The following is a 12,862-nucleotide window of genomic DNA, read 5'->3' as shown; positions in this document are numbered from 1 at the left end:
CTCAGTCAGCGTGACCAGTCGGCCGCGCCTTCGTGGGCGATGCTCCACCGCACCGACGTGACTCCCGGGCGCCCGCTCAGCGCACGGACGGCGCCGATGGCGCTGTCGTCGTCGCGGACTGCGGTGGCGAATTCGGCGTGCAAACGAACCGAGTCCGGGCCCTGCGCCCGGTTGAGGCCGATGCCGCGCAGCTGAAACGCCTGGGGCGGTAGAGCTTCGGAGAGCGAGACTCTGAGCTCGTCCTCCACGGCGTGCTGGCACACGACCTCGAGGACGTAGTCGGCAGGTGTCGCGTCACGCCGCGTCGATTGCGCGCGGTCCATCCTGGCGCCCAACGGTTGCAGAAACCAGTTACCGGCCACCACGATGGCGGCGCCGGCAAGGGCCTCCCGCCACATCCACGCTCCTGCCAGCGCCCCGACGGCGGCGGTCGCCCACAGTGTCGCGGCGGTGTTGAGTCCCGTCACCGACAGCCCCTGTTTCATGATCACTCCGGCGCCGAGAAAGCCCACCCCCGAGACGATTTGAGCCGCGACGCGGAGCCGGTCGCCGGTCTGGTCGAAGCTGTAGGCGCTGAGGATCAAGAACAACGCGGACCCCATGCTGACCAACGCCATCGTCTGCAGACCGGCCATCCGCGAGCGCCACTGCCGTTCGAAACCGATCGCGACGCCGAGCACCGTCGCCAATCCCACCCTGGTCAGCAAGTCGACGGCCAACATGCGTCGAATTCTGCACCCCCGGCGACCGATCGACTGATCGGACACGCACGGCGGTCGATTCGGCCCTTAGGCCTGGTGACGCCTACCCTCAGTAGTCAGGCTAACCAACCCCGAGGAGTGTGCCGTGAGTACCCGAGAACGATCGCAGGCCGCGCCGAAGGCACTGCCCGGTGCGGGCGTCGTCATCGGGCTGCTGGTGTTCTCCGCGTTCGTCATGATCCTCAACGAGACGATCATGAGCGTCGCGCTGCCCGTGTTGATCGTCGACCTGGACATCGCCGCCCGCACCGCGCAATGGCTGACCAGTGGCTTCCTGTTGACGATGGCCGTGGTGATCCCGATGTCGGGATCGCTGCTGCAGCGCTTCCCGGTCCGGGCCATCTTCATCGCGTCGATGTCGTCGTTCTGCGCGGGCACCCTTATCTCGGCGCTGGCGCCCGGGTTCGCCGTGCTCCTGGCCGGGCGCATCGTGCAGGCCTGCGGTACCGCCGTCATGGTGCCGCTGCTGATGACGACGGTCATGAAACTGATTCCGGCCGAGCGCCGTGGGCAGACGATGGGCACCATCTCGATCGTCATCGCCGTCGCGCCTGCCGTGGGACCCACCCTGTCCGGTGTCATCCTCGGGTCGCTGGACTGGCGGTGGATGTTCTGGATCGTGCTGCCCATCGCGGTGCTCGCGCTCGTCGCGGGTGTGGTGTGGCTGCGCGTCGCCGACGAGCGGGAGCAGCCCACCCGCATCGACCCCGTCTCGGTACCCCTGTCGGCAATCGCGTTCGCGGGCTTGGTGTTCGGTCTCTCGGAGCTGGGGGCCTCCGGCAGCGCCGGTGCAACCGTGCCCGCGTGGGTGCCGCTGTGCGTCGGAGCGGCGGCCATGGGACTCTTCGGTGCGCGGCAGCTGCGGTTGCAGCGCGAGGATCGCGCGTTCCTCGATCTGCGACCCTTCACCCACCGCCGTTTCTCGGTGTCGGTCGCCTTGGTGGTCATCGGATTCACCGGACTGTTCGGCGCGATCATCATGGTGCCGCTCTACGTGCAGGACGTGCTGGGCAAGAGCGCGCTGGTCGCGGGACTCACCAGCCTGCCCGGCGGACTGCTGATGGGTCTGGCGGGACCGCTGGTCGGACGGGCATACGACCGTCACGGCGCCCGGCGCCTCGTCGTACCCGGCTCGATCCTGCTGTTCGGTTCGCTCTGCGGATTCGCGACGATGTCGGCCCGCACTCCGATCTGGGAACTCGTCGCGCTGCAGACGGTCATGATGCTGGGGCTGTCGACGATGTTCACGCCGTTGATGACCGACGCGCTCAGCGCGCTGCCCGACCGCCTGTACTCACACGGCAGCGCCATCATGACCACGTTGCAGCAAGTCGCCGGCGCAGCGGGCACCGCCTTGTTCGTCACGGTGATGACCACGGCGTCGGCCTCGGGTGGCGCGCCGGACATGCCCGGCGTGCACGCCGCCTTCGTCACCGCGGCCCTGATCGGCGCCGTCGCCGTGGTGCTGGCGTTCTTCACCGCGACCCGACCGCTGCCGGCAGGCGGCACCCCGACTCACTAGGTCGCCTCCAGGCGCGACTCCTCGAGGTCGAGATCACGCAGGATCCGGTTGAGGATCTCGTTGGACAGGCGGCCCTCCCGCCGCATGTCGACCAGTGCTTGCCGCTGCGCCTGAAGCACCAGTCGCACCATCTCCTGGTAGGCCTGCGAACGATCCTCGTAGCCCTCGTCCTCGACCTTGCCCAGCCGGGCGGCGAAGCGGCGGGCGCGGTAGTCGTACTGACCTCGCATCCGTTCGGCGGTGTCACCCCGCGTCCACTCCTCGGCGTCCAGCGCGTCGATCTCGGCCAGCGCGGCCTTGGCCGCGACCAGGCGGGCCCGGATCTCCTCGTCGGTGTCCTCGTCGTCGTCGGAGTCGAGGCGGCGGACCAAGGCTGGCAACGTCAGTCCCTGCACCACGAGGGTGAAGAAGATGACGACGAAGGTGAGGAACACGACGAGATCGCGCTGTGGGAAGGCCGATCCGTCCCCGACGGCGAGCGGCAGGGCGAGTGCCACCGCGAGCGAGACCGCGCCGCGCATGCCGCTCCACGCCATGATCAGCCGCCACGACGCGCTCAGGCGCCGCGGTGGGCGGCCCGACCGGCGGTCGACGAAGTCGGTCAGCGAGGGGACGGCGAAGAACCAGGCCAGCCGGATGAGCACGACGGCCGCGGTCACGACGACGGCGTACCCGGCGAGCGCAGCCGGCGAGTAGTCGTCGAGGCCCCCGACGATGGCGCGCAGCTGCAATCCGGTCATGACGAAGAGTGTTGCGTTGATCAAGAAGTCGACGATGTCCCACACGAAGTAGCCCTGCAGGCGGGGGCGTGCGTCGAGGACCTCCGGACTGCGGATCGCCATGACGATGCCCGCCGCGACCGTGGCCAGCACGCCGGACGCGTCGACGGCCTGGGCGGGCAGGAAGGCCGCGTACCCGGTGAGCAGCGAGATGGTGACGCTGATCTGCGGGTCGCTGATGTGCCGGCGCACCCAGGCCGACATCAGTCCCACGGCGACGCCGATGCCCAGGCCGGCGAGCACCCCGAACACGAACCGGAGACCGGCGTCGGCGAGCGAGAAGGCCCCGGCCACCGTCGCCGCGACGGCCACTCGGTAGGCCACCAGTGCGGTGGCGTCGTTGAACAACCCCTCGCCCTCGATGCCGCTGACCAACCGCCGGGGCGCGCCGAGGCGGTGCATGATCGTGGCGGCGGCCACCGGGTCGGTCGGAGAAAGGATGGCGCCCAACACGAATGCCGTCTGCCACGACATGCCGGGGATCACCGCGTGGGCCGCCGCGGCGACGCCGGCCATGGTGACCAACACCAACACCACCGTGCTCAGCGTCAGACCGCGCAGGTTGGTCCGGAAGTCGTCGAAGTTGGCGTAGATCGCCGACTTGTACAGCAGCGGCGGCAAGAACAGGGCGAGGACCAGTTCGGGTTCGAGCCGCACCTCGGGCAGCCCGGGGATGAAACCGAACGCCGCACCGCCTAAGACGAGCATGATGGGGTACGGCACCGAGAGCCGGCAGGCCAGCGCCCCCAGCGCGGCTACCGCCAGCAGTAGGCCGGTGACCAACACCTCGACGTGGTTCATGACAAGCCCCTCTCCCCGACGGCCCGGCACCGGTGCGCGTGCGATCATCCTCCCCCGCAGCGTCTGGCGCACTAGACATCCCCCGGCGTGCGATGGTCGCGCCCCCACGTGCGATGACAGTCTCGATTCGTCACCCGCTCGCTACGGAGAAGTCGACGATCAATGTCGCTGCACGACAACGATTCACCACCCCACAGGAGAGCACCATGAAGATGCGGGCCGCGCGCATGCACGACTACGACGAACCGCTGCAGATCGAGGAGGTCGACGTTCCCGACGTGGGCCGAAATGCTCAGACCCCAACGTAGGCTCCGCCAAGCACATGCTCACCCCCGACGACCACGTCATCTCCGTCGACGGCCAGCCCAACGATTCGACTGTCGCGACGAAAAGTTCACCCTGGCAGGAGAATACGGTGCCCACGGCACCGTGAACGTGCGCGACGAGTCGGCCGACCCCCGAGGACGAGTTCGACGGCGACGACCCCGTGCAGGCGTCCTTCCGCGACGGCAAGGCGCACCGCCGCCCGTCCCGCAGCCGTAAACTCTCTGAGGTGAACATGCTGGACTACGACGCCGTGTTCCTCTGTGGTGGCCTTGGCCCGATGGTCGACATCACGGGCAATCCGGAGGTGCAGGCCGTCGGAGAGTCCTTGGCCGACGCTCTGCGAGCGAGGGTGTGAGCGTGGTGCCGGAAGTCGTGGTGATAGTTGCGCACTGGCAGACCAGCGCGGACGACCTGGATACGGTGCTCGGCTTCGTCGCCGAACTCACACCGCGGTCGCTCGCCGAGCCGGGGTGCCTCGGTTACGAAGCGCTCCAAGACGCTGACGACCCGACCCGCCTCGTCCTTGTCGAACGGTATCGCGACCGCGCCGCACTCGAGGCCCACCTTGCCTCCCCTCACTACCAGGAGCTGGTGGTGGGAGGAGTCCGGCCGCTGCTGACCGACCGGCGGGTGTCGACCCTCGGCGTGGTCGACATCGCCACGACCTGAGTGCCTCGTCCCCGTCGCAGCTAGCCCATTCCTGGCACCTCACGGGTCGAACACCTCGAGCAGAATCTCGCAGCTGCCCGATCACCCTGAGCGACGAAGAATTCGACGCCGTCGGCGCCGCTGCCGACACCACGCGAGCGATCACCCTCCGCGGGTCCTCGACGTCGGGCACTCGGCATCGGCTTGAATGAACCGGTGATCGACGACTCGGACGTCAGGCAGGCGGCGCGCCGGTTGACGGGCCTCGTCCGACGGACACCGATGGTCGACGTCGCCTCGGGAGCCACCCCGCTGTGGCTGAAGTGCGAATTCATGCAATACACCGGGTCGTTCAAGGCGCGTGGCGCGCTGAACCGCGTCCTCTCGGCTCGGGAGGACGGCGAGCTGGACCCCGGCGTCGGCATCGTGGTGGCCTCGGGCGGCAATGCGGGACTGGCCAACGCCTACGCCGCCGCCCACGTCGGAGTGCCTGCCACGGTGTTCGTGCCCGAGTCGGCGCCCATCGTCAAGGTCGACCGGATCCGCCGGTACGGCGCCGACGTGCGGCGGGTGGGCACCGAGTACGCCCACGCCTACGACGCGGCCGTCCGCCACGCCGAGGACGTGGGGGCGGTGTTCTGCCACGCCTACGACCAGCCGGCCATCGCCGCGGGCGCCGGAACGCTGGCGCTGGAGGTGCTCGAGGATCGACCGTCGGTCGACGTCGTGGTGGTCGCCGTCGGCGGAGGTGGTCTGCTCGCCGGCGTGCTGGCCGGTCTCGAGGGTCGCGCCAGAGTGGTGGCCGTCGAGCCTCAGACCATCCCGACGCTGAATGCCGCACTAGCTCAAGGGTATCCGGTGGACGTCGCGGTGTCGGGCGTCGCCGCCGACTCCCTCGGCGCTCGACGGGTCGGCGACATCTGCTGGGACGTGGTGAGCCGCTTTCCGGTGACCAGCGTCCTGGTGTCCGACGACGACGTCGTGGCGGCCCGCGCCGCGTTGTGGGACGACTATCGCATCGCCGCCGAGTATGGCGGTGCGACGGCGTTCGCCGCGTTGCACTCGGGGAGTTACGTGCCCGCCGCGGGCGAACGCGTCGCGGTGGTCGTGTGCGGGGCGAACACCGATCCCGCCACGCTGACCTGAGTCGACGTCGCCCGGCGATCTAGTCGTAGAGCCCCTGGGCCCGCAGGTCGGCCAGCATCGCGGTCACCGCCTCGATGATGTCGGCGTCGGGACTTCGGTACCGCGTCCCCAGCCGTAGCACCGCGGCGTCGACGCGTTGAAGCAACGCCCGGAAGGCGTCCCCCGCGGCGACCGCATAGGTGGTTGCCGCCTCGGCCTGTTCGTGGTCGGCGTACCGCGTGGGTAGCACCGCCAGCTCGCGCGTGACCTCCTTGGCCTGCTCCTGAACCTTCCAAATCAAGTTGAGGGTGAAGTCGCGGTCGGGGACGAACGAGGACTTCACGTCGGCCAGTGCGACCTCCAGCACGTGGTCGATCTGATACAGCGTGTCGATCGTGCTCTCGACGGACCCCGTGCGCGCTCGCACCTGGAACGGCGGGACGGGAATCGTCAGCAGCTGCGTCGCCACCTCCGCCCGTGCCCATCGCTCCATTTCCCTGGCGTGGCTCTCCCAACGGGCGACCTCGGCGGCCGCGGCGTCCTGGGCGGCCGTGACCTCGGCGGCGGCAGCGGCGTGGGCGGCGGCCACGTCGGCGGCGGCCGTGCCCTGGGCAGCGGCCACCTCCGCTGCCGCGTCCGCCCGGACCTTCTCCAGCTCCCGGCGCACCCGCTGCACGTCTTCCTCGACCGTCGCGCGCTCGGCCGCCCGTTCCGAGCTGCGGTCCTCGGCGCGGGCCTGGGCCGCGAGGGCCTTCTGCTCGGCAGCGGCGACCTCGGCCGCTGCGTCGGCGCGGATGCGCTCGATCTCGGCCTGCAGGTGCTGCACGGTCTGCTCTGCCGCCGCACGGTCGGCCGCCCGCTCGGCGTTGCGCTCCTCGGCGCGTGCTTGCGCCGCGCGCACCTTCTCCGCCGCAGCAGCAGCCTCCGCCGCCGCCTCCGCACTGATCCGTTCGACGTCGGCCTGCGCCTGCTGCAGCGACGTCAGGTCAGCCGCACGCTCGGCCCGGCGTTCGGCGTCCTTGCGCGCAGAGTCGGCCTCCACGGCGCGGATCCGCTCACCGGCCGCATCCGCCGCACGGGCCGACTCCTCGGCCGCGCTGCGCGCCAAGGAGGCTGCGGCCTCGGCGTCCAGCCTGCCCTGGTGTGCGATGCGCGCTCGCTCCTCGGCCGCGCTACGAAGATGGTCGGCCTCGACGACCTGCATCGCCAGCGACCGCCGTGGCACGGGTGGGCCGTTGTGGTGCCGGTGCTGGGCCAGTTCCTGCTCGGACATCCCGGCCAAGGCGACCGTCTCGGTGCGCGGCTCCAGACCCAGCCGCTCGGCGGTGGCGACGGCGTCGGCCGCGGCGCGCTTGGTCAACGCCGCCCACCGGTCGACGTCGAGATCCTCGATGTGCTGGCGGGTGGTGGTCACCGGCGTCGCCGCCCGCCACTGCTCTCCTTCACCTCGGTGGAAGGTGTTGCGAAGGCAGCTGTTTTGGGCTCCGTCAAGTCGTCGGCCGAACCCTCGTCGGCGGTCGCGACGTCGGCGATGCGTCGCCTGCGAGGCTGGCGCGTGGGCGTCGCGACGTCGGACACCGGACCAGCCTGCTGAGCCAGCACGAGGAGCAGCTGTTCCTGGTGTACCGCCACGGCCCTGGCAAGACTGTCGTCGCCGAGGCGCTCGGCGTCGCGCAGGAGCCCACTCAGCAGTTCCAGCGCCACGGCCGGCCCTAGCCCGAGCGTGGCGTTCTCGCTGACGGCCGGTTCGATCCCGGCGGTGTCGACGACCCACTGCCACCGCTCCCAAAGCAAGGCCTTCTCGGCGTCGCCGCGAGCCCGGTCGTGGCGTCGTTCGTCCTCCACGCGCTGCACCTCGGACCGCTGGCGGGCTCGTCGCGACGCGTACAGCACCGCACCCGCGGTGACGATCGCCGCCGCCAGCGCGGCGACGCCGGCGAAGCCGGGTGAGACCACGAAATCCCGCGCCGGTAGATCACCGAGGACGCCGAGAGGAGGTAGCTGCTGCACCGTCACAGTCTCGCACTGCCGCCCACCCTGCGGGGGCGGCAATCCGGACGGGAATCGGTCGTCGATGCTGTCACGCGACACCGCCCCCACCCGTGCGCGGAGCGCGTGGGCGGGGGCGGTTCGGTGTGCGCCAATGTGCGGGGCGCGACGGTGTCGATCCTACGTGCCGGGCGGCAGACCCGGCCCAGATCAGAGCTGGCCGAGCGGTCGGCACACGTTGGACAGCGCGTTCCAGTAATCGCCGGGCGCGCAGTTGTCGGCCGGGCGCGGTGTCTGACAGGTGTTGGTGATCGGATCCCAGAACTGCCCGTTCACGCAGTTGAGCGGATCAGCCGAACCGGTCCCGGCAGTCAGCAGCGACAGCGCGACGACGGGTGCGGCGACGACGGTCGTACGGAGGGTCACTCTTCGCATGCTGGCGATTAGCCGGGAACCACAGCCGTCAAACGCCGAATCAGGGCTTGGGCGCACCGGTGTAGGGCGGCACGTAGTACGGGTTGTCCGAACGCGTGACGTTGGTGCGTGGGCGTGACCGGGTGGTGGGCGCCGCGCTGGGCGAGGGGGTGGCAGACGTCGACGGGGCCGGTGCCGCGGGTGTCTCGCTGACCGCCGGCGGCGGGACGTAGGTCGGGGTGTAGGTCGGCGTGTACGTCTGGGCCGGAGCGGCGGGCGGGGCCTCGGCGGCCGAGGTGGACGACGGAGCGGGCGGCGGTTCGGCGACCGGTGGAGCCGCTGGAGCCGGTGGCGTGATCGCCGGTGCCGGCGTGGGCTCCGGCGCGACGGGCGCCTCGGACGTCGCGGCGGGCGGGTACTTCTCGTCCGGCGCGTCGGTCGGCACGCTGCGCGGATACCAGATGGTCACCGCCACGACGACCGCCGTCGCGACGATCAAGGCGGTCATCAGCAGTCCCCTGGCCGATACGTAATCCCGCCATTTCCGATTTCCCATCCGCACGCGGCTGAAGGTTACCCGTGCGTCGGAGAACCCGCGGACACGTCGCCCAGCGACTCGGCAGGGACCTGCCAGGTCTCAGCACGGGTGATCAGCGCAGGGCGGCCGCCGCGACCAGCAGGTTCGACGCCTCTGCCCCGAGCTGGCCGGCCGCCCCTGCCGCCTGCAGCCGGGAGAACGCATCGGCCCCGACGGCGCCGAGCGCGGTGACCAGTCGACCACGGCCTCGGTCGTCGAGTCCGGTGACGAGGTGGTCGAAGTTCGCCCACGAGTCACCGGAGTCGACCGCGGACACCACCCCGACGAGGTGGTCATCGGTGGCGCGATCCACGGCGGCGGAGAGCATCTCAGATGTGATCACGCCGGAGAATCCGACCATCGCCGCGTACTCGCCGTCGTCGAGCAGCGCGATCGCGATGTCGGCGACCGTGTCGACCGGCACGGCGGTGACGATGGGGCCGAACCGGTGCGGGTCGAGGGCCAGGGCCAGTTCGGCCAGTTCACCGGCGTCGAGTTCCTCGGCGATCTGGTGGATCTGAGGCTCGGGGAGCTCGGCGATCACGCGATCGAGGTTGTCGTTCCACGTCAGCAGGGGCACGACGGCGAGCAGGTCGTGGGGCGCCGCGACGCCGAGCGCCGCGAACAGCGCGTCCACCTCGACGGCCCCCACGAACCGCGCCATGGCCGCATACTCCTTGCGGCTGAACAACTCCCGGGAGACCTCACCCACCCGCTCAGCTGGTATCGCCCGCACGACGTCCTGTGCGCGCACCGGATCCAGCGCGATCGCCAGGTCGCCCAGGTAAGTCACCGACACCCGGTCGACGAGATCGCGGGCCTTGGCCGGCTCGAGCAGTTCGGCGACGAGCGCCGCCCCTGCCGGCGGCAGGAACTTCTCGGCCAGCCGCCCGGCGATCGGACCCGGGATCGACTTCGAGAGGGCGGCCACCCGCCCGAACCTGTGGCGCTTGTCCTCGGAGAGGCGATGGGCGATCTGGTCGTGCAGCTCGCGGAGATCGTCGTCTGACACGCCGTCCAGACCGTGCACGTCGTCGACCTCGACCCCGAGCAGGCGGGCGATCGACGCCAGCTCGGGGCGCGACGTCGTGGCCGTCATCCGAGCAACGCCTTTCGGACCATCCCGCGCAGCGGCAGCGGGACGCCCTTGAGCGCGGTCTTGACCCCGGCCTCCATCGCCGCGGCCTGGCGGGCGCTGGCGTCCTCGATTTGCGCGGCCAGCCGGGCCGACACCTCGGCCGGGAGCGCTGCGACCGCGGCGGGCGGCTCCGCGCCGAGTGCTGCGGCAAGCTCTGAAGTCGTGTCCGTCACGCCCACTTCCTACCATCGGGACCGTCGACGTCAGATCACCGCCCAGACGTCGCCGGTTCGACCTCACCGGGCCGACGGACAAGACGCCTGGGACACGCGTCTGCGTATACTCTTTTTCGATTCGACCTCAGAAGCAGAGCAATTCGAGGAATTTCTCCGCATCCGCGGTTCATGACGGGTAGGGATGGTGGGCCGTGCAGGCCATTCGGATCAGGGACGCGGCCGTGCTGCTCGGTGTCAGCGACGACACGGTGCGCCGCTGGATCGACAGCGGCAGCCTCACCGCCGAGAAGGACGGCGCCGGTCGCATGGTGATCGCCGGCGACGTCTTGGCCGAGTTCGCCCGCGATCACGCGGTACCCCCACCCGACCCGCATGGCGCCTCGAGCTCCGCGCGCAACCGGTTCGTCGGCCTGGTCACCAAGGTCACCGTCGACCGGGTGATGGCCGAGGTGCAGATGCAGTGCGGGCCGTTCACCGTCGTCTCGCTTATGAGCAGCTCGTCGGCCACCGAACTCGGGCTCGAGCCGGGAGTCGTCGCGGTGGCCGTCGTCAAGGCGACGAACGTCGTCGTCGAAACCGTGGGAGGAACCGCGTGACATCGTTTCTGGGCGTCGCCGTCGCCGCGTTGAGTGCCGCGGCCCTGGTGGCCGGGTGCTCGTCGTCGCAGACTGACACTGCGGCGCCGACGGCGGGCAGCACCGCGCCGTCCTCCTCGACCGTCGCCGGTGACATCACGGTCTTCGCTGCCGCCTCGTTGAAGTCCACCTTCACCGAGCTGGGTGAACGATTCAAGACCGACAACCCCGGTACGAACGTCACGTTCAGCTTCGCCGGCTCGTCGGACTTGGTCACCCAGCTAACCGGCGGGGCGCCCGCGGACGTGTTCGCCTCCGCCGACGAGAAGAACATGACCAAGGCCAAGGACGCGGGCCTGGTCGCGGGCACGCCGGTCGACTTCGCCTCCAACACGCTGACGATCGTCACACCGCCGGGAAATCCCAAGGGCATCAAGACGTTTGCGGACCTGGCTCAACCCGACACTGCGGTGGTGGTGTGCGCGCCGCAGGTTCCGTGCGGTTCGGCGACCAAGACGGTCGAGCAGGCGACCGGCGTGACGTTGGCGCCGGTGAGTGAGGAATCTGCCGTCACCGACGTACTCGGGAAGATCATCTCCAGCCAGGCCGACGCGGGTCTGGTGTACGTCACCGACGCCGCTGCGGCCGGCGGCAAGGTCACCGCGGTGCCCTTCCCGGAATCAAGCGGGGCCGTCAACACCTACCCGATCGCGCTGTTGAAGGACTCGAAGAACACCGCCACCGCGCAGAAGTTCCTCGACCTGGTCACCGGCCCAGATGGCCAAAAGGTCTTGAAGGCAGCGGGTTTCGCGGCACCGTGACGGACCGCCGGTGGCGAAGCCCTTCACGCCCAGACCGGCGACCCACCCGGTCGTCCCGATTTTCTGCCCTCGAAGTGGCCTGCGCTAGTGCTGCAGTCGAACCTCAACCGGCGAAGTCAGGGCATAGGTTGGTGGTGGCGGCGCTGACGAAGAGCGTGCCTTGCCCCGGCGACAGTCGGAAGTCCCGTTCCGCGGCGTCCATAGCGTCGAGCACGGTGACACCGTGGCGCAGCGAGTCGCAGGTGTAGTAGCCCGCCTGCATGGTGTCGGTCTGCGTTGCGCCCGGCAGGATCACGTTCAACGTAGCCAACTCGTCGAGGAAGTCGTCGCGTGGTTCCGCCATCGCCGAGGGCGCGCAGGAGAGCCCTGCGACGATTGCCGCCAACGAGATCGCAGCCATGAGAGCATGTTCGAGTTTCATCGTCACTCCTGGGTGGTGGTGTTCGGTATCGGCGCGTGGGCGGGTGAGGGTCAGCTGATGAAGTCGCCCCACACCCAGCCGTCGCCGCCGGGCACGCTCGCGCCGGTGACGTGACACCAGTTGTCGGGACGGCGCTCCACGAGTTGCACCGACCGACCTTGACGCAGTGTGCCGGTGACGTTCCCGCCGCCTCCCGGCGCGTCGTAGACGTCGACGTCTCCGGTCGCAGTGGCGGACGTACCCGCCGGAGGAGGCGGCGTGGCCGACGAGGAGGACGGGGGCGGTGGCGGTGGCGGTGGCGGTGGCGGAGCCGGGGTGACGCACGTGAACTTGGCCAGCGAATACCAGGAATTGCTTGTCCCCAAATTGTTCACGGTGCTGCCCCTGGCGACCAGGTCGTCGCCGATTTGACCGGTGTAGTGGTTGCTAAAGCCGTTGCTCCAGTTGACGGAGATGTCGATGCTGCGGCCGGTCCGTCGTCCCGTCGAGATGCCTGTCACGTCGGGCTTGCCGGGGACCGTATAGCTGGCGCCGCCGCCGTCGAATCGATCGCCGTTGTCGTTGATCGCGACGAGGATGCCGTTGTCCTGCATCAGCTCGAAGCTGGACGGATAGACGTAGTCGGTGCATGTGGGCGCCAGGGGAAGCGGCGGGAGCGCCCACGCCGTGGGGACTCCGTCGACGGCCGTCGCGGCGGCCAGCGCGACGAAGACCACGCCGGCGACTGCACGCCGGTGATGGTGTCGGGGGCTGTCCGGCGTCGTGGCACGACGACGGAAACGGCGATT

16 protein-coding genes are annotated in these 12,862 nt (G+C 69.9%); 6 read left to right on the top strand and 10 right to left on the bottom strand.

Features of this window, described 5'->3' with window-relative positions:
• Positions 1-5: 5 nt before the first annotated feature.
• Complete coding sequence (locus tag H7K45_RS30205) at positions 6-722, bottom strand: MgtC/SapB family protein (RefSeq protein ID WP_263999880.1); 717 nt, start codon at positions 720-722, stop codon at positions 6-8.
• Between the two features lie 124 nt (positions 723-846).
• Between H7K45_RS30205 and H7K45_RS30200 the strand changes: the two genes are divergently transcribed.
• Positions 847-2,283: a DHA2 family efflux MFS transporter permease subunit gene (locus tag H7K45_RS30200; RefSeq protein ID WP_263999879.1), complete on the top strand. Its 1,437-nt coding sequence runs from the start codon at positions 847-849 to the stop codon at positions 2,281-2,283.
• Here the strand turns inward: H7K45_RS30200 and H7K45_RS30195 are convergent.
• Positions 2,280-3,863: a Na+/H+ antiporter gene (locus H7K45_RS30195; protein WP_263999878.1), complete on the bottom strand. Its 1,584-nt coding sequence runs from the start codon at positions 3,861-3,863 to the stop codon at positions 2,280-2,282. The two genes, H7K45_RS30200 and H7K45_RS30195, sit on opposite strands and share 4 nt — an antisense overlap.
• A 553-nt stretch (positions 3,864-4,416) precedes the next feature.
• Between H7K45_RS30195 and H7K45_RS30190 the strand changes: the two genes are divergently transcribed.
• The 3 genes from H7K45_RS30190 to H7K45_RS30180 all read left to right on the top strand — a co-directional run bounded on the left by H7K45_RS30190 (position 4,417) and on the right by H7K45_RS30180 (position 5,984).
• Complete coding sequence (locus H7K45_RS30190; RefSeq protein WP_263999877.1) at positions 4,417-4,545, top strand: hypothetical protein; 129 nt, start codon at positions 4,417-4,419, stop codon at positions 4,543-4,545.
• A gap of 2 nt (positions 4,546-4,547) precedes the next feature.
• Entirely contained in the window at positions 4,548-4,859 is a 312-nt protein-coding gene (locus H7K45_RS30185) for a putative quinol monooxygenase (RefSeq protein ID WP_263999876.1), read from the top strand.
• A gap of 195 nt (positions 4,860-5,054) precedes the next feature.
• The gene (locus H7K45_RS30180) at positions 5,055-5,984 is read left to right on the top strand and encodes a threonine/serine dehydratase (RefSeq protein WP_263999875.1); all 930 of its coding nucleotides are present in this window, start codon (positions 5,055-5,057) and stop codon (positions 5,982-5,984) included.
• 19 nt (positions 5,985-6,003) lie between these two features.
• Here H7K45_RS30180 and H7K45_RS30175 read toward each other — a convergent pair whose 3' ends face one another.
• From H7K45_RS30175 to H7K45_RS30150, 6 genes are all read right to left on the bottom strand, one after another.
• Positions 6,004-7,377: a hypothetical protein gene (locus tag H7K45_RS30175; RefSeq protein ID WP_263999874.1), complete on the bottom strand. Its 1,374-nt coding sequence runs from the start codon at positions 7,375-7,377 to the stop codon at positions 6,004-6,006.
• Entirely contained in the window at positions 7,374-7,973 is a 600-nt protein-coding gene (locus H7K45_RS30170) for a hypothetical protein (RefSeq protein WP_263999872.1), read from the bottom strand. The genes H7K45_RS30175 and H7K45_RS30170 overlap by 4 nt, the downstream gene beginning before the upstream one ends.
• Before the next feature lie 189 nt (positions 7,974-8,162).
• Positions 8,163-8,378, bottom strand: coding sequence for a hypothetical protein (locus tag H7K45_RS30165; protein WP_372512697.1), 216 nt, complete (start codon positions 8,376-8,378; stop codon positions 8,163-8,165).
• A 49-nt stretch (positions 8,379-8,427) separates the two neighbouring features.
• Positions 8,428-8,874, bottom strand: a complete 447-nt coding sequence (locus tag H7K45_RS30160) for a hypothetical protein (RefSeq protein WP_263999870.1) — start codon at positions 8,872-8,874, stop codon at positions 8,428-8,430.
• 142 nt (positions 8,875-9,016) lie between these two features.
• Complete coding sequence (locus tag H7K45_RS30155) at positions 9,017-10,042, bottom strand: hypothetical protein (RefSeq protein WP_263999869.1); 1,026 nt, start codon at positions 10,040-10,042, stop codon at positions 9,017-9,019.
• Entirely contained in the window at positions 10,039-10,254 is a 216-nt protein-coding gene (locus H7K45_RS30150) for a hypothetical protein (protein WP_263999868.1), read from the bottom strand. Before H7K45_RS30150 ends, H7K45_RS30155 begins: the two co-directional genes overlap by 4 nt.
• Positions 10,255-10,448: 194 nt before the next feature.
• On the opposite strand from H7K45_RS30150, the gene H7K45_RS30145 reads away from it, so the two are divergent.
• Together H7K45_RS30145 and modA are read left to right on the top strand one after the other, a co-directional pair.
• The gene (locus H7K45_RS30145) at positions 10,449-10,853 is read left to right on the top strand and encodes a TOBE domain-containing protein (RefSeq protein ID WP_263999867.1); all 405 of its coding nucleotides are present in this window, start codon (positions 10,449-10,451) and stop codon (positions 10,851-10,853) included.
• On the top strand, positions 10,850-11,653 hold the full coding sequence (gene modA / locus H7K45_RS30140; protein ID WP_372512696.1) for a molybdate ABC transporter substrate-binding protein: 804 nt from the start codon (positions 10,850-10,852) through the stop codon (positions 11,651-11,653). Before H7K45_RS30145 ends, modA begins: the two co-directional genes overlap by 4 nt.
• A gap of 103 nt (positions 11,654-11,756) precedes the next feature.
• Here modA and H7K45_RS30135 read toward each other — a convergent pair whose 3' ends face one another.
• Together H7K45_RS30135 and H7K45_RS30130 are read right to left on the bottom strand one after the other, a co-directional pair.
• The gene (locus tag H7K45_RS30135) at positions 11,757-12,053 is read right to left on the bottom strand and encodes a DUF732 domain-containing protein (RefSeq protein WP_263999866.1); all 297 of its coding nucleotides are present in this window, start codon (positions 12,051-12,053) and stop codon (positions 11,757-11,759) included.
• Between the two features lie 71 nt (positions 12,054-12,124).
• On the bottom strand, positions 12,125-12,790 hold the full coding sequence (locus tag H7K45_RS30130) for an SH3 domain-containing protein (RefSeq protein WP_263999865.1): 666 nt from the start codon (positions 12,788-12,790) through the stop codon (positions 12,125-12,127).
• Positions 12,791-12,862 lie beyond the last annotated feature (72 nt).

Source organism: Mycobacterium yunnanensis (assembly GCF_025823185.1).
Lineage (GTDB): Bacteria > Actinomycetota > Actinomycetes > Mycobacteriales > Mycobacteriaceae > Mycobacterium > Mycobacterium yunnanensis.
Note: the sequence above shows the minus strand (reverse complement) of the source record. Positions and strands in the feature narration are given on the sequence as shown.

Coding starts and splice junctions, on each gene's coding strand:
- H7K45_RS30135 (WP_263999866.1), bottom strand. CDS start 12,053: ATGGCTGCGATCTCGTTGGCGGCAATCGTCGCAGGGCTCTCCTGCGCG.
- H7K45_RS30195 (WP_263999878.1), bottom strand. CDS start 3,863: ATGAACCACGTCGAGGTGTTGGTCACCGGCCTACTGCTGGCGGTAGCC.
- H7K45_RS30205 (WP_263999880.1), bottom strand. CDS start 722: ATGTTGGCCGTCGACTTGCTGACCAGGGTGGGATTGGCGACGGTGCTC.
- H7K45_RS30160 (WP_263999870.1), bottom strand. CDS start 8,874: ATGACCGCCTTGATCGTCGCGACGGCGGTCGTCGTGGCGGTGACCATC.
- H7K45_RS30155 (WP_263999869.1), bottom strand. CDS start 10,042: ATGACGGCCACGACGTCGCGCCCCGAGCTGGCGTCGATCGCCCGCCTG.